Consider the following 19,479-nt stretch of genomic DNA (forward strand, 5'->3'; position numbering starts at 1 on the left):
GGGCCACCGGCCGCCGTTCCCGCCCAGCCGGGCGAGGACCGCGTCGAGGCGGACCACGATCACCACCGCCGCGTCCACGACGAGGGGCAGGATCGAGGCCGTCCAGTCCCACTTGTCGGGGGTGTGGGCCGCCATGAGCGGGGTGACGGTGAGGATCGAGTACAGCATCGCGCCGCCGACGATCAGCCACGTCCCGACCGATAGGGCGCGCTCGGCTGAACGGATCTGAACGCTGTTCATTCCGGCGCCTCCCGCACCTCGATCGACGCGATCAGGTACGCCCGGGCGGCAGGGTCGTTCGGCCACAAGGTGGTCTCCGTCCAGCGCCATTCGGCACCGTCCGTGAACACGTAGCCGAGCGCGTTCAGCGCCCGTGAACGCTCACGAACGGTCGGCACCTCACCCGCCCCCAAGTCGTACTCGGGCCAGTCGGCGACCGGCCCCGGCAGGATCACGTAGAGGCGCCAGCGGTCGTTCCGGCCAGTCAGGTGCGCGGTGATCGTCATGGCCATCAGGCCACCTCCGACGAACCCGAGGCGGCCTTGTTCGTGAGCGCGGTGCGGGCCGCGAGGACGCGGCGGCGGGCCCGGCGGATCCGTCGGGCGTCCAGCACCGACGGGGTCCGGTCGAGCGTCGCGATCTCCGCGTCGAGCATGTCGACCTCCGCAAGGATCAGCGGCATCTCCTGCTCGATCGCGTCCAGCTCCGCGTCCGACGGCTCACCGTCGAACGGGGTGGCCGTAACAATGGCCTGAAGTGCAGCGATGGACTTCATTGGGTGTGTTCCTCTCATCCAGGAACGGCCCGAACCGAGGCCCCGGAGTTGCACCTCCGGGGCCTCTCGCCGTTGGAACCATCCGGCTCCCCTCAGCCCCGCCCGTACGAGACGGGCGGAGGAGGCAACCGGCCGCAGCCGCGAGGACTGCGGAGAGATTGGGTGCGCGGACCTATGCCGCGCTGGCCGCCTTGTTGTGCCTAAGGACAGGCGGCGAACCCTCATCACGCTGTTCAGTTCTCAAGGAACGGCCGCACCAGCCCGTCGGCGCGCGACAACGTCGCCTTCCCGGGTCTTCCGGCTGGTGCGGAGCACTGCTGGCGCCGAGAGCAACCCAACGACGAGCCCGCTCGACAAATCCATGCAGGTCAGACCATGCATAGACTCCCTCAGCAACTTTCGCTTAGGGGGCCTATGCGCTGACCTGATAGCCAAGGTAGGCAGTCACCCCAGTGACCGTCAAGCCCCCCTCGCGGTATGGTTGATAGACCCCCTAGGCATGGAGGCTTAAGTGCACGAGGAAATCCAGCGAGTGGCTCAGGTCGAGGTGCCTGTGGAGCGGGCCAAGGCGGCGATCGCTCTGATGGCCGACTACCAGGGCCGAGTCACCGAGCTGTCCCGCATTCGACGAGAAGCCATCGAGGAGGCCGCAGGCTCTGGCATGTCTCAGACGGAGATTGCGGCACAACTCGGCGTGAGCCGTGGTCGAGTGGGCCAGTTGGCCGCTCAGGGGCCGCCGCCCGAGCGTGCCTTCTTCGGCACCGACCTAATGACGATCTCGCTCGGCGGCAAGTACGAAGCGGGCAAGTCTCCGGAGGAAGCGGGGGAGGTCGTCACCCGTGAGGACCTTGGGAACTTCGAACACCTGCGGAAGCTCCTCGCGACACTGAAGCTGGAAGCTCAGTACGAAGTGATTCCGCCGAGTGGAATCGTGAACCTCAACCGCGACAACCACGTGGTGGTCTGCGGTCCCCGCCTGTCGCCGATCATCGCCCAGGTACTGGAAGGCGATGACAACCTTCGGTTCCAGAAGGATCGGGCATGGCATCTGGTCGACCTGAAGGCGCAGGAGGTCTACCGGTCACCGATGGACGAAGACGGATCGGCAGGAGATGTCGGGTACCTCGCCCGGCTGCCGCGTCTGGATGGCAAAGGGACGTTCATCTACGTCGCGGGCATCCACTCCATCGGGGCAAACGGAGTGATCCACTACCTCGAAAACCACCTAGCTGAGCTGTACCGAGACGTCCGCACCCATCGCTTCTCCACGCTGATCTCGTGCCGCTATGACCCCCAGACGCTCGAAGTCTTGGAGAGCAAGCGAGTCAGCCCGATCTACCGACACGAGGCGTGACATGTACGTCAGCGTTGCAACAGAACCTGGGGGGTCGGCGCCCAACGAGGACTGGGTGGGGGGAACCCCCTCCCTTGCCCTCGTGCTGGATGGCCTCAGTACTGCGGGTCTGGACACCGGCTGCCGCCATGGCGTGCCCTGGTACGTCGCGCAGCTCGGCGGCCACCTAGTGGCAGCGCTGACGGCAGGTGAGCGGCCGCTCGCGGATGGGTTGGCCGAAGCCTTGGAGAAGGTGGGGCGGCTCCATCCGGAGTGCGACCTCAAGAACCCCGGGACACCGTCCGCGACCGTAGCCATTCTTCGCGAGAGGTCCGGTTACTTCGACCATCTCGTGCTCGCAGATTCGCCCGTCGTTCTGGAGAGCGCCGACGGGATCACGGTGATTACAGACCTGCGGGTGGATGAGGTGTGCCAGGACCTACGGGCCGAGACGGAACAACTCCAGACAGGCACCCCGGAGCACCACGCGAGCGTCGCCAGACTTGTAGCTGCGCAGAGGGAGATCCGGAACACCCCGGAGGGCTATTGGGTGGCCGCAGCGGCGCCTGATGCTGCCTCACACGCGCTGACAGGCTCCGTTGCCGCTGCTGGCGTGCGATCGGCGGCCGTCATGTCCGACGGCGTGTCGCGACTGGTGACCGAGTATCAGATGGCGACCTGGGAAGCACTGTTCTCTCAGCTCAAGGAGAGCGGACCCGCCGCTCTAATTCACACGGTTCGCGAGGTAGAGGCGACTGACCCTAATGGTCAGCGCTGGCCCCGCTACAAGGCCGGAGACGACGCGGCAGTCGCCTTCTGCTCCTTCGCCCGGGATACATCGCCCTCTGACGGCAGAGCTTGACGGCAACGTCGACGCACGACGGCAACCGCCCAGGACCTCCCAGAGCAATCCCCTAGCGGCCCGCGAATCCCCACGTCAGACGCAGTGCGAACTCCTAAAGCGGGTGTCGCAGGTTCGAATCCTGCCGGGGGCACAGGAAGAAGGGCACCTAGCAACGTTGCTAGGTGCCCTTCGACACATGTGCCGACCCTCTGGTCGTCCGTCAGCGGAGTTCCTCCGGGCAGGCCGTGCCCCTGGGGAAGAACTTGTACGGGGCCGACAGGCGGTAGACGCCGGCCTTCGGGGCCAGGAGTTCGGTCCACTCGTCGCCGTCCGCGTCCGTCTCCGTCTTCAGGAGGCAGCCCGACTCGTTGAGGAAGATCTTGTCCAGTTCCACCGGGGACTCGTCCCTCGCCTTCTTCGACGCCTCCGTCTCCTCCGGCGGCTCGATCTTCGCGCCGTTCTCGTCGACGAGCGCCAGCCACGGTGAGTACGGGACGCGGATCAGGACCCGGCCCGGGCTGTCGACCTCGATCACGACCTCGTTCGCGCCCGCCCGGCGCACCTTCGCCGGCGGGTCCGCCAGCGGGGTCGGGTCGTCCACCTCGTACAGGCGCCAGTTCGCGTCCGACCAGACCTGCTTCAGGTACGGAAGCCCGTCCCCGACCAGCTCCGCCTCCCGCTCGGCGCCCGAGTCCGGCGCCCCCGTCGGCAGCACCACGTAGTGCACCGCCCAGCGGTCGAGCCAGTCCTGGTAGTTCGTGGCGTTCAGGGTGTCGTCGTAGAAGAGCGGGTTCCGCTCCATGTCCGCCTGGCGGTTCCAGCCCCGCGCCAGGTTGATGTACGGGCTGAGCGCCGAGGACTCCCGGTGGCTCGACGCGGGGACGACCTCCACCCGCGCCTTCTCCGCCCCCCGCACCTGCAACTGGTTGATCAGCGGCGCGACCTCCCGCGCCCACGACGCGTCCGGCGCGGTACGGATCACGTCGTCCACGCCCTTGAAGCCGATCCAGAAGTTCAAGCCCGCGAAGGCCAGGACGATCGCGTACCACCTGCGCGAGCGCGGGACCGCGTACGGCAGCGCCGCCAGCAGCACCACCCCCGCGAAGAGCATCACGAGCCGCGAGACGTTCGAGCCGATCTGCGAGTCGATCAGCCAGGTCAGGAGGGTGCCCGCGGAGTACACCGCCGCGCCCGTGCGGACCGTGCGCCACTCCCGCGGGACGAGAAGGAAGCAGAGCAGCCCGAAGAGGAACGGCAGGGCCGTCGAACCCAGTGACATCGGCTGCGTGCCCGAGAAGGGGAACAGCCAGGAGGAGAGGGCCACCACCACGACCGGCGCCAGACCCAGCGCGTACGCGCCCGGCCTGCGGCGGTTCAGGAACAGCGCCGCCGCCGCGACCCCCAGGAACAGGCCCGCCACCGGGCTGCACGCCGTCGCGACGCCGGCGAGCGGCGCGGCGACCCCCGCCTTCGCCCAGCGCCTGCGGCGCCAGCGGTGCGGCCAGCAGAAGACGGCGGCGACCGCGCCCAGCGCGAACATCATGCCGAGCCCGAACGTCACCCGCCCCGACAGCGCGTTGCAGAGGAACGCGAAGACCCCCGCCAGCGCGCACGCCAGCGGGTTGCGCACCGCCCGTACCCGCACCAGGATCAGCGCCGTCAGCCCCGCCGAGAGCGTGCCCGCGATCATCATCGTCGTACGGACGCCGAGGACCGACATCACGTACGGCGAGACCACGCTGTACGAGACCGGGTGCATCCCGCCGTACCAGGCGAGGTTGTACGCGGAGTCCGGATGCCGGCCCACGAACTCGGCCCAGGCGTCCTGCGCCGCGAGGTCCCCTCCACTGTTCGCGAACAGGAAGAACCAGAGGACATGGGTGAGCGCCGCGACACCCGTCGCGATCAGGACCGGGTAGCGCCGACGCCGCCGCCGGGGGCTCCGCACGGACGACGGGGGCGCGGCCTCGGCCGGCTGCCGGGGCGTCGGGAGGTCTATTCGCGTCGCGGAGGGCTCCGGCAGCGTCGGTCCCAGCGGCGGCGACGGCGCGAGGTGGGAAGACTCCAGCGGCGACGGCGCAAGGTGGACAGGCTCCGGGGGCGACGGCGCGAGGTGGGGAGACTCCAGGTCCGGCGCCAGGTGCGCCGGCTCGGAGTGTGCCGGTTCCAGGGGCCTCGGCTCGGGAGGCGTCGGCGCGGTCTCGTCGGCGCGTGTCGGCTCGGCGGTGGTCACTCGCGTCCCTCTCCCGTGCTGCTCCCGAACTGCCTTTCGCCCATGTCTCGGCCTCCGGAACGCTAACAGTCGGCGCCCCGGGGAAACCGGGACGCCCTGACATGTCAGCCCAGACGGGTCAGCTTCTTGTCAAAGCCGGGCTCCACCAGGTCCGACTGGAGCGAGACCGGGGCGCTGACCTTGCCCGTACCGGTACCGATCGACACCTGGCCGACGACGTCGCCCGCCTTGCCGGAGTGCGGGACGGCCTTGCCGCCGTCGGTCAGCTCCAGATCGACCTTCAGGCCCGGCCAACCGACGGCCTTGAGCTCCTTGTCCGCGACCACCGGGGTCAGGCCGCCGAGACCGTCGTCGATGTGGCCGACGACCTGGCCCTTACGGATCACCGCTGCCGAGGTCACGTCCCTCTGGGCCTGCTGGATCAGCTTGAGGCTGTAGTCGATCGACAGCTGGAGCTTCTCGTGCAGCACGGCGGCGTCCTTCGCCCCCATGACGATGCCGAGGATCCGGCGCTCCTTGCCGTCGATCACGGTGTTCGCCGCCCAGAGGAGGTTGCCGCCGGCCGGGGTGGACGATCCGGTCTTGATGCCCGAGACACCGGGCTCGAGGATGATGTTGTTGTTGTTCTCGACCTTGCCCGGGATGCCGTCGACGACCAGGTTCGGCATGTTCACGATCTCCCGGAACACGTCGTACTGCATGACCGCCTTCGCCAGCTTCAGCTGGTCCAGCGGCGTGGAGACCGTGGTCGACTCCAGACCCGACGGGTCCGTGTACGTCGACTGCGTCATCCCGAGGTCCTTGGCGGCGGCGTTCATCTTCTCGACGAACGCGGCCTCGGAACCGGCGTCCCAGCGGGCCAGCAGCCGCGCCACGTTGTTCGCGGACGGGATCATGAGGAGCTGGAGCAGCTCCTTCTGCGTGTACGTCTGGCCTTCCTTGACCGCCGCCGTCGACTCGAACTTGGCGCCGGCCTCGTCGGCGGCCTTCTTGTCGATGGTGATCTCCGGGCCGGTCTCGCTGCCCTTGATCGTGTGGTCCCGGAGGATCACGTACGCCGTCATCGTCTTCGCCACACTCGCGAGCGGGGCGGGCTTCTGGGCGCCGTACGTCCCGAGCGAGCCGACGCCCTCGACCTCGGCGGCGCCCTGGCCCTCGCTCGGCCACGGCATCTGGAGCTCGCCGCCCTCGAAGGTGAAGGTGGGCGCGACGGTGAGGGAGAGCGCGGGCTGCGGAAGCGGCCGCACGAACTGTACGACCGCAAAGACGATCAACAGAAGGACGACCAGCGGCGTCCAGATCCGCACCCGTCTCAGGGTCGTACGGAGCGGTGTCGGCGCCGGAGGCGGGGTGTTGGTCAGCTCGGCGAGCAGGTCGAGCGGGGGCAGCGGCGGCATCGGCTGCTGCTTGGTCCGCTCGGCCTCGGTGAGCGAGGCGGGCGCGGGCGCGGGGCTGGAGGCCGCCGCCTGCGCCGCGGGGGCGGGAGCGGGGGCCGGGGCGGGGGTGGGAGCCGAGGGCGCCGCGGGGGCCGAAGGGGCCTTCGCTGCCTGGGACTCTCCGGGGACGTCCGGGCGCAGCGGGACGAACTTGCTCGTCCGCTCGGCGGGGGTCTTCTGAGGCGTCTCCGGGGCCGCGGGCGGCGGCGGAAGCTTGAGCGCGGTCGTCGGCTGATCCACGACGCGGGGCCGGACGGCCTTGAACATCGTGGTGGGCTGATCGACGGCGTCGGCGGTGCCGGTGGCGTCAGCGGAATCGGCGGTGTCGGCGGCGCCTTCGGTGCCGGTGGCGTCCTGCTTGGCGGCCTCCGGCTTCTCCGCGCCGGGCTTCTCCGCGCCCGGCTTCTCCGCGCCGGGCTTCCGTGCGGAAGCGGCGAACCACGACTCGCCGGCAGGCTTGTCGTCGCCCTGCCCCGCCTCGGTGGCGGCCGCATCGGGCTCGTCGGCCTCGACAGCCGCCGGAGCGTCGTCGGACGCGTCGTCGGACGCGTCGTCGCGAGGAGCGACGGCGTCCGTCGCGTCCGCGTCGTCGTCCGCGCCCGGCGCGGGCGCCTCAGGCGCCGCCATGTCCGCCTCGGTGGCGTCGTCCTGGGTCTCCGGCTCGCTCGCCGCCCCGGAGGGCTCCTCCTCGTCGCCGGAGGCGACCCACGCCGCCACCGCGGCCCTCAGGCGGTCACCCTCCCCCTCGGCGCCCGCCTCCGAAGCGGTCTCCGAAGCCGTCTCCGGCTCCGCGGCAGGCTCCTCGGCGGACTCCTCCACGCGCTCCTCGGTACGCTCCCCCACCGGAGCGTCGTCCTCCGAGGTCCTCGGTGCCAGGGTCTTGAAGACGGCCGTCGGCTGGTCGACCTGGATCGGCGACTGCGCGGGCTCGCGGAGTACCGACAGCCGGGGATCCCGCCCGCCGCCCGGAGTCGACTCCTTCGAGGACTCCTGCTGCTCCGCCTTGTCGGGGGACTCGCCCGCCACCGTGCCTCCTCCATGCGTCATGCGTACGTCCGAACCATGTACCAGTGTCCTGTGTGAACCCCTTGGCCCCCGTGCTAGACGAGAACGACATACCTACTGGTTCCCGTACGAACCACCCAGGCACTCTCGACAGATGAATGTGAGAGGGGTCACCCTGTGACTCATCCACGCGGGGAGGCATGGATGGGCAGGAGCCGCAGAACAATTCCGGAGGAGCTTCTGCTGCTCGCTCTGGACCCGGCCACGGGTACCACAGCGCAGCCGCAGTCGCTCGACCTCGGCCTGGCCGGAGCACAGCTAGTGGAGCTGGCTCTGGCAGGACGGATAGCCCCTGACGGGGATCGTATCGCCGTGGTGATGCCACGGCCGACCGGAGATCCGACACTGGACTCCGCACTGGAACTGCTGCGCCGACGCGGCAGCCCGGTTCGGGCCGTCCACTGGATCGGCGGGCCCCGACTGGGGCTGCGCCAGATCTACCTCGCTCATCTGGAGCGCTGCGGCATGGTGCATGCCGTGGAGGGCCAGATGTGCGGAGTGCTGCCGACGACTCGCTACCAGGCGACGGACACGGCCATCAGCCGGGACATCAGGGCCCGGCTGGACAGTGCGATCCGCACCGGCGTACCGCCGGACCCGCGGACCGCGGCGCTCGCCGCCCTGGCCCACGCGGTCGGGCTCGGCAAGCACCTGTACCCGGGGAACGAAGGACGCTCGTCGCGGTCCCGACTGCGCGATCTGATCCGGCACGACCCCATGGGCGGACTCGTGGCGCACGCCGTGATGGACGTCCAGAACGGTGTGGCCGCCCAGCCGCGCCGCAGTGCACCGAGCACCGGTGGTGTTCCCCAGCAGCCGCGTCGCGGCAGCATGGCGCGCGCCGCGGGCTGAGCACGGAGCACGGCACCTACGCACCACAGAACCCGTTCCGGGAGCCGCACATCGTGTGTGGGGCGGTCGTGACGACCGCCCCACACACGTGTGACGGCCCCACCACGCATGGCCGCCGCACACACGTGACGCCCCCACACACGTGTGACCCGCACGCACACGTGCGACCCCACAAACCGGCGCCCCGACGCCTCACACACGTGCGCCCGGCGCACGTTGTCGTCATTTCCCAGCGCACACCGCACCTTTGGTGGCAGTCTGCCAAGCAGTAGATACTCACAGCTACGCAGCCGACAGCCGGAGGTGCAGTTTCCGTGGCGTCCAACGTCAATCCCACCGTCAGGCGACGCCGATTGGGCCAGGAGTTGCGCCGGCTCCGGGAGCAGAAGAACATGACGGCCGAGCAGGTGGCCGAGCGTCTTCTGGTGTCGCAGTCCAAGATCAGCCGCCTGGAGAACGGTCGCCGCTCGATCAGCCAGCGCGATGTCCGCGACCTCTGCGGGGTGTACGAGGTCGAGGACGAGCGCGTCGTCGAGTCGCTGATGCAGATGGCCAAGGACTCCCGCCAGCAGGGCTGGTGGCACGCCTTCGGCGACATCCCGTACAGCGTGTACATCGGCCTGGAGACGGACGCGGAGAGCCTGCGGGTGTACGAACCGCAGATCATCCCGGGCCTGCTGCAGACCCACGGCTACGCGGAGGCGGTGATCAGCGGCGCGCTGCCGGAGTCGACGCCGACGGACATCGACAAGCGGGTCACCGTCCGCACCCGGCGCCAGGACCGGATCAAGGACGAGGAGCGCCCGCTGCGGCTGTGGGCGGTCATCGACGAGGGCGCGCTGCGCCGCCTCGTCGGCAACAAGCAGCTGATGATCCAGCAGTTGGAGCACCTGGTCGAGCAGTCGCACCTGCCGCACGTCACCGTGCAGGTGCTGCCGTTCGAGATGGGCGCGCACCCGGGCATCAGCGGGCATTACGCGATCCTGGAATTCCCGGACACGTCCGACTCCAGCGTCGTGTACATCGAGGGTGTCACGAGCGACCTGTATCTGGAGAAGGCCCAGGACGTCGCCAAGTACAGCGTGATGTACGAACACCTGCGGGCGCAGGCGCTGAATGTCGAGCAGACCCGGGAGTTCATTTCGGACATCGCCAAGTCCTATGCGGCCGGCTGATCCCAATTCTCCGATTCGGGCATGAAAGCGGCTATTCGGCCGGGCCCCGGGAGAAGAGGCAGGCACGGTACACCGCCGACTCGCCTCAATGGAAGCTCACTTGGAATATGCCATCCGGTCGGGTGAACGCCGGCCCCACGCACGGGGACCGGCGAGTAGCGTCGATCACGCCACCATGAAGGTGGGCGCGACACACCACTGGCAGAACCGGAGTGAAGAACATGGCCATTATTCAGGGCGCTACGGACACCTGGACGAAGTCCTCCTATTCCGGCGGCAACGGGGCTTGCGTCGAAGTCAAGTCGCCCGTCGTCGCGGCGATCGCGGTCCGGGACTCCAAGGCCCCCGAGGGCCCGTCCCTCGCCTTCGGCTCGGCGTCGTGGAACGCCTTCGTCGGCGAAGTGAGCAACGGGGCTCTCTGAGCCCGGGGATGAGAACCGCGCAGCCGCGCAACGCACCGCAGCGCACCCACGCAGTACGAGCAGTTCGAGCGGTACCAGTACCGGTACCAGGCGCAGCACGAGCAGCACCCAGGGAAAGAGCCCTCTCGACCGGTCCGCCGTCCTGGCCGAGGGGGCTCGGCCTGTGCCCCGTCAGCGCAGTTCGTCCACGTACCGGTCCGTGCCCGGCACCGTCGGGATGAACGGCGCCACCAGCTCCACCCTCCCCGCCTCCCCGCCCACCGTCTCCAGGTCGGCGAAGTGCTCCGCCCAGCAGGCGCGCGGGTCGCGCTCCAGGAACCACAGCAGGGTCAGCCGGGTGTCGACCCCCTCGACCTGCTTCACGTACGTCATCCGGTCCCCCGGCAGCGGCGTCGGGCGGAAGACCGTGACCATCGCGGCCGGGGAGCCCGCCAGCCGCCTCGGCAGTTCGCGGGCGACCAGCCGTTCGAGCAGCTCCTCCCGCGCCTGCGGGCCCTCCGCGTCGATCACCTGGAGGATCAGGCCCTGGTACGGGTGGTCGAGGGCGTGGAAGTCGCGCGGACCGGCCGCACCGTCGCGGTAGACGGTCGCCTCGTGGTCCTGGAACGACGTGAAGACGTGCGTGCGGTCGCGGTAGACGCGGGCGTCGCGGTTGAGCCGCTTGTTGATGGCGACGGTCCACTTCATGTGCTCGTCGTAGCGGCCGTCGGTGACCCAGTACGTGGAGAGGTAGCAGCCGGCGGTGACGGGCTGGGCGACCGCCGACTTCTCCGGTCCGCGCAGCTCCTGGAGCGCCCGGGTGGCGACCCAGCGGCGGCCCGCGTACATCCAGGGCATCGCCATCGCGCCCGCGTAGTAGTGGTCGTCCTCGTACCAGCGGTTGTAGGCGTACTCGTGGCCCGGGTGCGGCTCCACCATCGTGATCAGCGCGTGGCCGGGGCGCACGCCGTACGGCCCGACCGCCGCCAGCTCCGCGTAGGTGTCGGCCTGCTCGCTCATGCCCGTACCCCTTCCCTTGTCCTGCGGTCGCTCCTACTCTGACGGGTCGTCAGATCCACCGCCAGAGTCGGGAGGCACCCGGATGCTGCTTCAGGGGAAGACCGTGATCGTGTCGGGGGTCGGCGCCGGGCTCGGGCACCGGGTCGCCGAGACCGTCGTACGGGACGGGGGCAACGCGGTCCTCGGCGCCCGCACCGAGGCCAACCTCGCCAAGTCGGCCGCCGAGATCGACCCGGAGGGCCGCCACACCGCGCTGCGCGCCACCGACATCACGGACGAGGCCCAGTGCGAGGCCCTCGCCGCCCTCGCGGTCGAGCGGTTCGGCGGGATCGACGCCGTCGTCCATGTCGCCGCCTGGGACAGCTACTTCGGCGGCCTCGAGGACGCCGACTTCGCCACCTGGCAGGGCGTCCTGGACGTCAATCTGCTCGGCACGCTCCGGATGACCCGGGCCTGCCTGCCGGCGCTGAAGGAGCGCGGGGGCTCGGTGGTCCTCGTCGGTACGCAGTCGGCGGTGGCCGCGCCCTCGCAGGTCCAGCAGGCGGCGTACGCGGCGTCGAAGGGGGCGCTGACCTCGGCGATGTACTCGATGGCCCGCGAACTGGGCCCGTACCGGATCCGGGTCAACACCCTGCTGCCGGGCTGGATGTGGGGCCCGCCGGTCCAGGCGTACGTACGGTTCACGGCGCACACCGAGAACGTGCCGGAGGACGAGGTACTGGCGCGGCTCACCGAGCGGATGGCGCTGCCCGAGCTCGCGACCGACGGGGACGTCGCGGAGGCGGCGGCCTTCCTCGCCTCGGACCGCGCGCGGGCGATCACGGGCCAGTCGCTGCTCGTCAACGCGGGAGAGCTGATGCGGTAGCCGTGGCGCCTGGGGACGGATCCCCTTCGGGCCGCACCGTACGCCCTCGCGTACGGTGCGGCCCTTTTTGCCACCATCTCCGTCCAAACATGTGAACACAGGTCAGCAAGAAGAACGATTTTGCTTTCTCTTGACCCTCCGGTGCGTTGTCGCAGGCATGCAACTCCCCACACCATGAACGGCGTTCACAAGGCGGACCGGACCCCTGGAGGGGGCTCAATGAACAGTCTCGACTGGGCCGTGCTCATCGGCTATTTCGGCGTCATGGTCGCGATCGGAGTCTGGTCCCACAAGCGCGTGGACAACGTCTCCGACTTCTTCACGGCCGGCGGCAAGATGCCCTGGTGGCTCTCGGGCATCTCGCACCACATGTCCGGCTACAGCGCGGTGATGTTCACCGGATACGCGGGCATCGCGTACACCTACGGCGTCACCTCCTACGTCACCTGGTCCTTCCCCATCGCGATCGGCATCGCGATCGGCGCGCACCTCTTCGCGCCCCGGCTCAACCGGCTCCGCTCACGGCTCCATGTCGCCTCCCCGCTGGAGTACCTGAAGAACCGGTACAACCTCCCCACCCAGCAGGCGCTCGCCTGGTCGGGCGTGTTGCTGAAGATCGTCGACGTGGGCGCCAAGTGGGCGGCGATCGCCACCCTGCTCTCCGTGTTCACCGGGATCTCCCTCAACCAGGGCATCCTGATCACCGGTGTCATCACCGGCATCTACTGCACGGTCGGCGGTCTGTGGGCCGACGCGCTCACCGAACTCGGCCAGTTCATCATCCAGTTCTTCGCCGGCATCGCGATGCTGGTCGCCGTCCTCGCCAAGCTCGGCGGCGTCAGCGCCCTGTGGGAGGTGTGGGACCGGCCCGAACTCCAGGGGCACACCGCGCCGACCGCCGGTCCTTACACGATGACCTTCCTGCTCGCCTATCTCTTCATCAAGACCTTCGAGTACAGCGGCGGCATGTGGAACCAGGCGCAGCGCTACATGGCGACGCCCAACGCCCGTGAGGCCACCCGCTCCGGCCGGCTCTCGGCGGTCCTGTGGTTCGTCTGGCCGCTTGTCCTGTTCTTCCCGATGTGGGTCGCGCCGCTGCTCGTGAAGCCGAACAAGCCCGACGCGTCCGACAGTTACGCCCTGATGACCGAGCAGCTGCTGCCGCACGGCCTCCTCGGCCTGGTCATCGTCGGCTTCTTCTCGCACACCATGGCCATGTGCTCCTCCGACGCCAACGCCATCGCGGCCGTCTTCACCCGGGACATCGCACCGGTCATGAGCAAGGCGGCGCGGCGCTGGACGCAGCAGGCCGGACTGCTCGCGGCCCGCTGGTCGACGATCGCGTTCCTCGCGCTGTCGATGGCGGTCGCCACCCAGGTCAACTCGCCCACCTTCAAGGACATCATCACCGTCGTCATCAAGTGGGTGGCCGGTCTGATGGGACCGATCGCGATCCCGTTCATGCTGGGCCTGCTGAAGACCTTCCGGAAGTCCGGGCCCACGGCGGCGCTGGTCTCCTGGGCGGCGGGGCTCTTCGCCTTCTGGCTGACCAACTACGGCCTGGACGGCATCGAGCTCCAGATCCAGATCGTCTCGCCGCTCGCGACCTCGCTGGTCCTGTACGTCGTCATCGGCTTCATCCGGCCCGAGGACACCCCTGAGCGCGACGCGATCCTCGCCACGATCAACCAGGACCCCGACGACGAGGACGGCGGCGCCGCCGTACCACCGCAGGCCTCCGATGGGCCTGCCCTGGCCGAGCCCCGTCAGCCCCTCGGGTAGCGGGCCAGCCAGCCGGGGTGGGACTCCGCGGGGCTGTGCAGGGCGGCGCCCTGGGTCATCTCCATCGCGAAGTCGTCCGCGAGCTCGAGGATCGTGGAACGGCCCTCCAGTTCGGCCAGCCAGGCCGGCGGGAGGGCCGTCTCGCCGTGCAGGACTCCGAGCAGGGCGCCCGTGACGGCCCCGGTCGCGGCCGACGGGCCGTCGTGGTTGACCGCGAGGCGCAGGCCGTGGCGGAAGTCCTCGCCGACGAGCGCGCAGTACACGGCGGCGGCGAGCTGGCCCTCCGCGCGGTCCTCGTGCGCGCCGAGGTCGGTGACCCGGCCGGCGTTCGGCATCCCCTGGCGTACGGCTCCGAGCGCCCGCTGGAGGGCGTCGGTGACGGGCTCGTGGCCGGGGCGCGGGGTGAGCTGGGCCAGGGCCCGCTGGACCGAGCCGTCCACGCTCTCGCCGCGCGCGAGGCCGTGCACGACGACGGCGAGCGCGCCGGCCGACAGGTAGGCGGCCGGGTCGCCGTGGGTCTGCGCCGCGCACTCCACGGCGAGCTGGCAGACGAGCTGGGGCTCCCAGCCGACGAGCAGGCCGAAGGGCGCCGAGCGGACGAGTGCGCCGCAGTCGGTGGCCCCCGGGTTCTTGGGCTTGTCGAGGGTGCCGAGGATCTCGTCGCCGAGGCCGGTGAGGCAGGCGCGGGCGGGGTCGCGGCGGGCGTAGAGCCACTCCTCGCGGGCGAGCCAGCCGTTGTCCTTGCGGCGCTCGTCGGGGCCCCAGTCGCGCTGGGTGGCCGCCCAGCGCAGATGGGCGCGGTGGACGTCGGTGGGCGGATGCCAGGCGCCGGTGTCGCGGCGGACCTGGGCGCGGATCAGCCCGTCGACGGTGAACAGGGTCATCTGGGTGGCGGCGGTGACGGCGCCGCGCCTGCCGTGGGCGAGGACCGGCTCGGTGAGGCCCTCCGGGCCGTGGGCGGCCCTGATCGTGTCCAGGGAGTGGGTCGCGACCCCCGCGCCGAAGGCGTCGCCCACCGCCCCGCCGAGGAGGCAGCCACGGACGCGGGCCCGGAAGTCCTGCTGTTCGGCCCGGCCCCATACGGTCGCAGCGGTTGTGGTCACGACGTGCCCTTCCCCGGAAAGCCCTCTCCGCACAGGTCTCGCAGCACTGTAATCGACCAGGTTCGCTCGTTCGCGAGGCAGAACGTTTTGCGATCCGACGCCTTTCTGTCCATCTTCGACCGCTGTTCACCGTATGTTTCGGGATGGCTTGAACGATCCGCCGCGGGCTGCAGGACGGCCTGCGAGCTGCCGCCGTCGCCGCGCTGAGCGCCGCGGTCGCCGCACCGGTCGCCGTGGCGGCTCCCACACCGGCCGAAGCCGCGCCTGCGGCCCGAGCGACCGCGGCCCCGGCCGCCGACGCGCCCCTCGTGGACGGCCGGTACACCCTTCGCGACAGGTTCTAGTCGCCCAGCACCGGCAGCAGTTCCGGCAGGTGGCCGTCCGAGGCCGTCGCCGCCCGCCGGCGCTCCTCGGGGACCTCGCCGTAGAGCGTCGTGCGCGGACGGGACGGGCGGCCCGCCGTCTCCGCGATGGCGACGAGGTCCCGGATGGAGCGGTACGAGCCGTAACTGGAGCCCGCCATACGGGAGATGGTCTCCTCCATGAGCGTGCCGCCGAGGTCGTTGGCGCCCGAGCGGAGCATCTCGGCGGCGCCGTCCGCGCCGAGCTTCACCCAACTGGTCTGGATGTTCGGGATGTACGGGTGGAGGAGCAGCCGCGCCATGGCCGTGACCGCGCGGTTGTCGCGGACGGTCGGGCCGGGGCGGGCGATGCCGGCGAGGTAGACCGGCGCGTTGGTGTGGATGAAGGGCAGCGTCACGAACTCGGTGAAGCCGCCCGTCCGCTGCTGGATGCGGGCCAGGGTGCGGAAGTGGCCGAGCCAGTGCCGGGGCTGGTCCACGTGCCCGTACATCATGGTCGAGGAGGAACGGATGCCCAGCTCGTGGGCGGTGGTGATCACCTCGATCCATGTGGCCGTCGGCAGCTTGCCCTTGGTGAGGACCCAGCGGACCTCGTCGTCGAGGATCTCGGCGGCCGTGCCGGGGATCGAGTCGAGCCCGGCCTCCTTCGCCGCCGTCAGCCACTCGCGGATCGAGAGGCCGGTCCGGGTCGCGCCGTTGACGACCTCCATCGGCGAGAAGGCGTGGACGTGCATGCCGGGCACCCGTTCCTTCACCGCCTTCGCGATGTCGAAGTACGCCGTGCCGGGCAGGTCCGGGTGGATGCCGCCCTGCATGCACACCTCGACCGCGCCGACCTCCCACGCCTGCTGGGCCCGGTCGGCAACCTGGTCGAGGGAGAGGGTGTAGGCGTCGGCGTCCGTGCGGCGCTGGGCGAAGGCGCAGAAACGGCAGCCGGTGTAGCAGACGTTGGTGAAGTTGATGTTCCGCGTGACGATGTACGTGACGTCGTCGCCGACCGCCGACCTCCGCACGTCGTCGGCGATCCGGGTCAGCGCGTCGAGCGCCGGGCCGTCGGCGTGGAGCAGGGCGAGGGCCTCGCCGTCGGTGAGCTTCGTGGGGTCGTCGGCGGCGGTCGCGAGGGCGGCCCGTACGTCGGTGTCGATGCGCTGCGGGACCATGCCGGGGGCCGCCGCCTCGCGGAGCGCGTCCCAGTCGCCGTAGACCTCGTCGAAGTCCTCGCGGCGGTCGTGGGTGCGGCCGGTGGTGTCGATCGTACGGTGCAGGTCGGTGCGGCCGACGGCGCCGAACGCCTCGTCGGGCTCCTGCCAGGGCAGGCCGCGCACGACCGCGTCCGGGTTGGCGAGGCCGGTCTCCGGGTCGGCGAGCGCGCGGACGTGCGGGAGCAGGCGCGGGTCGAGCCAGGGCTCGCCCCGGCCGACGAACTCCGGGTAGACGCAGAGCCGTTCACGGAGCTCGAAGCCGGCCGCGCGGGACTTCTCGGCGAGGGTGTCGATCTGCGGCCAGGGCCGCTCGGGGTTCACGTGGTCGATCGTGAGCGGGGAGACCCCGCCCCAGTCGTCGATGCCGGCGCCGATGAGCCGGCCGTACTCCTCGTCGACGAGGTTCGGCGGGGCCTGGAGGCAGGCGGAGGGGCCCATGATGTGACGGGCGACGGCGATCGTGGCGATCAGGTCGTCCAGTGCGGCGTCCGGCATGCCACGCATCGCCGTGTCCGGCTTGGCGCGGAAGTTCTGGATGATCAGCTCCTGGACGGAGTGGTACGCGCGGGAGACGCGGCGGAGCGCGAAGAGGGACTCGGCCCGCTCCTCGTACGTCTCGCCGATCCCGATGAGGAGGCCGGAGGTGAAGGGGACCGAGGAGCGGCCCGCGTCCTCCAGGACCCGCAGCCGGACGGCCGGTTCCTTGTCGGGGGAGCCGTAATGGGGGCCGCCCGGCTCGCTCCACAACCGGGTCGCGGTCGTCTCCAGCATCATGCCCATGGACGGCGCGACGGGCTTGAGCCGCTGGAAGTCGGTCCAGGACATGACGCCCGGGTTGAGGTGCGGGAGCAGTCCGGTCTCCTCCAGGATCCGGATCGCCATGGCCCGTACGTACGCGAGGGTGTCGTCGTACCCGTGCGCGTCGAGCCACTCGCGGGCCTCGGGCCAGCGGGCCTCGGGCTTGTCGCCGAGGGTGATCAGGGCCTCCTTGCAGCCCAGTTCGGCGCCGCGCCGGGCGATGTCGAGGACCTCGTCGGGCGACATGAACATCCCGTGCCCGGCGCGCCGCAGCTTACCGGGGACGGTGACGAACGTGCAGTAGTGGCACGTGTCGCGGCACAGCCTCGTGAGCGGGATGAACACGCTCTTGGAGTACGTGATGACCCCGGGCCGCCCGGCGGCCTCGAGGCCCGCGTCCCGCACGCGTGCGGCGGAGGCGGCGAGATCGTCCAGATCGGCGCCCCGCGCCTGGAGCAGCACGGCGGCCTCGCCGACGTCGAGCGCGACCCCGTCCCTGGCCCGCTTGAGGGCGCGGCGCATGGCGTTCTCGGTGGGCCGTTCTGCCGCTCCGGGCTGCTGATCCGTCATGGACCGAGCATACGAGTGACCTCCCGCCCCCGGACCTCCCCCCGAACACTGGGTCCGCTCACTCCGTGTCCTTGGGATGCCGTGGCGCCGCGTAGACCAGATGCACCATGCGACGCGCCTCGTCGACCAGGTAGCGCACGCGACCCCCTGCGGTGACTTCGTACTCCCACTGGGGGTAGGCACGGCCGCCCAGCATGCCGGTGGCCAGGCGGCCACGCAGACGGTGCTGCCGGTCGGGGTCCCCGTGAGCCACGGGGTCCCGGCGCAGCGCCTCGAAGCATCGCCGGGTGTTTCCCGGCGCCTCCGCCGCGAGTTCACCCCACCCCTTGGCCGCCTCGTTCGTCGCGAACCGCAGCCGCCACTCCGTGCCGATCGCCGGTGGGGCGACGTCATCCCCCCGCTTCGGGCTCACGGCACGGACACCTCACCGTGGTCCTCGTCGGGGAGCGCTCGGGTGAGCGTCGCAGTCAGCGATGGATCGGCGAGGATGCGCGCTGTCGCCCGCCATTCCACGATCGCTCGGTGCAGGTTCGCGTGGACGTCCAACTGCACGGCGTCGTATGTCGCGTCGACGAGCTCCTGGACGAACTCCCTGAGCTCATCGTCGGAGAGGTGCCGCACCCAGGGAAAGACCGCCGGAAGCGCTCGCGCTATGGCTCGGGCACCATCGTCGGCCGCGAGGAGCGCGGCGAGCAGGCGCGCGGTGATCTCGGCCGTCTCCTCCCTCTCCTGGTCGTGACGAGCCGTGGTGAGGTAGAGGTCCTGCCCGTCCCGCCGAGTGACGAGCAGGCGTTGCGCCGTGTCGAGCGTCTCGGAGACTCGCTTCGAGTTCTTGGAGAGCTCGGAGAACGAGACAGTCTGGGTCACCATGCCTCGACCATACTTCGGAACGTATTCCGAAGTCAAGGTGAGTACCCGCCCCCACCCCGCCTGAGCTCTCGCGCCGATACCCAGGCGTCCCGTCGGGTCCTACCGTCGTGATCATGACGAACGGTGAGCTGATGGACGACGTGACCGAGCCGGGGGCGGCGGTGCTGCGGAAGGCGGTGCGGGGCATCTTCTTCGTGGTGATCGCGGCGGTCGCGCTGCCCGTGCTGCTCGTTCTCGGGCTCGTCGTCGTGTACGCCGTCGAGCGCGGGACCGACGAGGGGTATCCCGTGGTCGCCCCGGACGCGATGGTCCAGCGGGCCGCCGCGCGGACGCAGGAGCTGTACGACGTCGCCGGGATCGGCGGCGAGCTGCCGCCGGTCACGGCGGGCGGGGACAACCACGCCGCCGAGAACACGGTCACCGCCGAGACCTGCTACCCGACCGGCCTGGAGTCGATCGCCGACGAACCCGTCGAGGGCTCCTACCGGCTCGGTCACAACTGGCGGATCGCCGGCGTCTCCGAGCAGGAGGGCATGCCCGCCCTGCGCCGGCTCCGCGCCCATCTGGAGAAGACCGGCTGGGACATCACCGACTTCTCCGCGAGCGGCGACGACTGGGACCTGCGCGCCCGGCGCGACGAGGACGACCCCGACTCCGAGCGGATCGTCGTCACCTGGTGGTCCCACTGGCAGACCCTCGACGGCTTCACCGCGATGTCCTGCGCCTACGCCCCGGACGGCGTCGGCGGCGACGAGGCCGTCCAGGACCTGAAGCCGCCGACCCTGAAGTGAAC

Annotated in this window: 17 protein-coding genes and 1 pseudogene; 8 read left to right on the forward strand and 10 right to left on the reverse strand. The window is 70.3% G+C overall.

Going from position 1 to position 19,479, the window contains the following annotated elements; all coding sequences use genetic code 11:
- The 3 genes and pseudogenes from ACWF79_RS20795 to ACWF79_RS20805 form a co-directional block, all read right to left on the reverse strand.
- Positions 1-240 (reverse strand): annotated as a pseudogene (locus ACWF79_RS20795) (DUF2637 domain-containing protein); the annotation flags it as partial.
- Positions 237-506 carry a DUF6303 family protein gene (locus ACWF79_RS20800; protein ID WP_453729589.1) on the reverse strand — a complete coding sequence of 90 codons (270 nt, stop codon included), beginning with the start codon at positions 504-506 and terminating at the stop codon, positions 237-239. The pseudogene ACWF79_RS20795 and the gene ACWF79_RS20800, both read right to left, overlap by 4 nt.
- A 5-nt stretch (positions 507-511) precedes the next feature.
- Positions 512-775 carry a DUF6284 family protein gene (locus ACWF79_RS20805; protein ID WP_453729590.1) on the reverse strand — a complete coding sequence of 88 codons (264 nt, stop codon included), beginning with the start codon at positions 773-775 and terminating at the stop codon, positions 512-514.
- 511 nt (positions 776-1,286) lie between these two features.
- On the opposite strand from ACWF79_RS20805, the gene ACWF79_RS20810 reads away from it, so the two are divergent.
- Positions 1,287-2,129: a sigma-70 family RNA polymerase sigma factor gene (locus ACWF79_RS20810; protein WP_453729591.1), complete on the forward strand. Its 843-nt coding sequence runs from the start codon at positions 1,287-1,289 to the stop codon at positions 2,127-2,129.
- Between the two features lie 133 nt (positions 2,130-2,262).
- The gene (locus tag ACWF79_RS20815; RefSeq protein WP_453729592.1) at positions 2,263-2,970 is read left to right on the forward strand and encodes a hypothetical protein; all 708 of its coding nucleotides are present in this window, start codon (positions 2,263-2,265) and stop codon (positions 2,968-2,970) included.
- Between the two features lie 202 nt (positions 2,971-3,172).
- Here the strand turns inward: ACWF79_RS20815 and ACWF79_RS20820 are convergent, their stop codons facing one another.
- Together ACWF79_RS20820 and ACWF79_RS20825 are read right to left on the reverse strand one after the other, a co-directional pair.
- Positions 3,173-4,900 (reverse strand): MFS transporter, encoded by a 1,728-nt coding sequence (locus tag ACWF79_RS20820; RefSeq protein ID WP_453729684.1) that lies wholly within the window; start codon positions 4,898-4,900, stop codon positions 3,173-3,175.
- Positions 4,901-5,289: 389 nt separating this feature from the next.
- Entirely contained in the window at positions 5,290-7,668 is a 2,379-nt protein-coding gene (locus ACWF79_RS20825) for a D-alanyl-D-alanine carboxypeptidase family protein (RefSeq protein ID WP_453729593.1), read from the reverse strand.
- Between the two features lie 162 nt (positions 7,669-7,830).
- Here ACWF79_RS20825 and ACWF79_RS20830 point away from each other — a divergent pair, with 162 nt between their 5' ends.
- The 3 genes from ACWF79_RS20830 (at position 7,831) to ACWF79_RS20840 (ending at position 10,135) form a co-directional block, all read left to right on the forward strand.
- On the forward strand, positions 7,831-8,538 hold the full coding sequence (locus tag ACWF79_RS20830; protein WP_453729594.1) for a GOLPH3/VPS74 family protein: 708 nt from the start codon (positions 7,831-7,833) through the stop codon (positions 8,536-8,538).
- A gap of 314 nt (positions 8,539-8,852) precedes the next feature.
- The gene (locus tag ACWF79_RS20835) at positions 8,853-9,713 is read left to right on the forward strand and encodes a helix-turn-helix domain-containing protein (RefSeq protein WP_453729595.1); all 861 of its coding nucleotides are present in this window, start codon (positions 8,853-8,855) and stop codon (positions 9,711-9,713) included.
- 221 nt (positions 9,714-9,934) lie between these two features.
- The gene (locus ACWF79_RS20840) at positions 9,935-10,135 is read left to right on the forward strand and encodes a DUF397 domain-containing protein (RefSeq protein ID WP_453729596.1); all 201 of its coding nucleotides are present in this window, start codon (positions 9,935-9,937) and stop codon (positions 10,133-10,135) included.
- Between the two features lie 171 nt (positions 10,136-10,306).
- On the opposite strand, the gene ACWF79_RS20845 is transcribed toward ACWF79_RS20840, so the two are convergent.
- Positions 10,307-11,134, reverse strand: coding sequence for a hypothetical protein (locus tag ACWF79_RS20845; protein ID WP_453729597.1), 828 nt, complete (start codon positions 11,132-11,134; stop codon positions 10,307-10,309).
- Between the two features lie 82 nt (positions 11,135-11,216).
- Here ACWF79_RS20845 and ACWF79_RS20850 point away from each other — a divergent pair, with 82 nt between their 5' ends.
- Complete coding sequence (locus tag ACWF79_RS20850; RefSeq protein ID WP_453729598.1) at positions 11,217-11,999, forward strand: SDR family oxidoreductase; 783 nt, start codon at positions 11,217-11,219, stop codon at positions 11,997-11,999.
- A 219-nt stretch (positions 12,000-12,218) separates the two neighbouring features.
- Complete coding sequence (locus tag ACWF79_RS20855; RefSeq protein ID WP_453729599.1) at positions 12,219-13,781, forward strand: sodium:solute symporter family protein; 1,563 nt, start codon at positions 12,219-12,221, stop codon at positions 13,779-13,781.
- Here the strand turns inward: ACWF79_RS20855 and ACWF79_RS20860 are convergent.
- The 4 genes from ACWF79_RS20860 to ACWF79_RS20875 form a co-directional block, all read right to left on the reverse strand.
- Positions 13,766-14,884: an ADP-ribosylglycohydrolase family protein gene (locus ACWF79_RS20860; RefSeq protein ID WP_453729600.1), complete on the reverse strand. Its 1,119-nt coding sequence runs from the start codon at positions 14,882-14,884 to the stop codon at positions 13,766-13,768. The genes ACWF79_RS20855 and ACWF79_RS20860 overlap by 16 nt on opposite strands.
- A gap of 340 nt (positions 14,885-15,224) precedes the next feature.
- Positions 15,225-17,816: a bifunctional FO biosynthesis protein CofGH gene (locus ACWF79_RS20865; RefSeq protein ID WP_453729601.1), complete on the reverse strand. Its 2,592-nt coding sequence runs from the start codon at positions 17,814-17,816 to the stop codon at positions 15,225-15,227.
- Positions 17,817-17,874: 58 nt separating this feature from the next.
- Positions 17,875-18,228: a hypothetical protein gene (locus tag ACWF79_RS20870; protein ID WP_453729602.1), complete on the reverse strand. Its 354-nt coding sequence runs from the start codon at positions 18,226-18,228 to the stop codon at positions 17,875-17,877.
- Entirely contained in the window at positions 18,225-18,686 is a 462-nt protein-coding gene (locus ACWF79_RS20875; RefSeq protein WP_453729603.1) for a prevent-host-death family protein, read from the reverse strand. The genes ACWF79_RS20870 and ACWF79_RS20875 overlap by 4 nt, the downstream gene beginning before the upstream one ends.
- Positions 18,687-18,799: 113 nt before the next feature.
- Here ACWF79_RS20875 and ACWF79_RS20880 point away from each other — a divergent pair, with 113 nt between their 5' ends.
- Positions 18,800-19,477 (forward strand): hypothetical protein, encoded by a 678-nt coding sequence (locus ACWF79_RS20880; protein WP_453729604.1) that lies wholly within the window; start codon positions 18,800-18,802, stop codon positions 19,475-19,477.
- The last annotated feature ends 2 nt before the right edge of the window (positions 19,478-19,479 follow it).

Source organism: Streptomyces sp. NPDC054975 (assembly GCF_053609105.1).

What these genes read in the sequence shown, in the direction of transcription:
- ACWF79_RS20800 (WP_453729589.1), bottom strand. Translation starts at nt 506, where the DNA reads ATGACGATCACCGCGCACCTGACTGGCCGGAACGACCGCTGGCGCCTC.
- ACWF79_RS20805 (WP_453729590.1), bottom strand. Translation starts at nt 775, where the DNA reads ATGAAGTCCATCGCTGCACTTCAGGCCATTGTTACGGCCACCCCGTTC.
- ACWF79_RS20825 (WP_453729593.1), bottom strand. Translation starts at nt 7,668, where the DNA reads ATGACGCATGGAGGAGGCACGGTGGCGGGCGAGTCCCCCGACAAGGCG.
- ACWF79_RS20830 (WP_453729594.1), top strand. Translation starts at nt 7,831, where the DNA reads ATGGGCAGGAGCCGCAGAACAATTCCGGAGGAGCTTCTGCTGCTCGCT.
- ACWF79_RS20840 (WP_453729596.1), top strand. Translation starts at nt 9,935, where the DNA reads ATGGCCATTATTCAGGGCGCTACGGACACCTGGACGAAGTCCTCCTAT.
- ACWF79_RS20845 (WP_453729597.1), bottom strand. Translation starts at nt 11,134, where the DNA reads ATGAGCGAGCAGGCCGACACCTACGCGGAGCTGGCGGCGGTCGGGCCG.
- ACWF79_RS20850 (WP_453729598.1), top strand. Translation starts at nt 11,217, where the DNA reads ATGCTGCTTCAGGGGAAGACCGTGATCGTGTCGGGGGTCGGCGCCGGG.
- ACWF79_RS20855 (WP_453729599.1), top strand. Translation starts at nt 12,219, where the DNA reads ATGAACAGTCTCGACTGGGCCGTGCTCATCGGCTATTTCGGCGTCATG.
- ACWF79_RS20865 (WP_453729601.1), bottom strand. Translation starts at nt 17,816, where the DNA reads ATGACGGATCAGCAGCCCGGAGCGGCAGAACGGCCCACCGAGAACGCC.
- ACWF79_RS20875 (WP_453729603.1), bottom strand. Translation starts at nt 18,686, where the DNA reads ATGGTGACCCAGACTGTCTCGTTCTCCGAGCTCTCCAAGAACTCGAAG.
- ACWF79_RS20880 (WP_453729604.1), top strand. Translation starts at nt 18,800, where the DNA reads ATGACGAACGGTGAGCTGATGGACGACGTGACCGAGCCGGGGGCGGCG.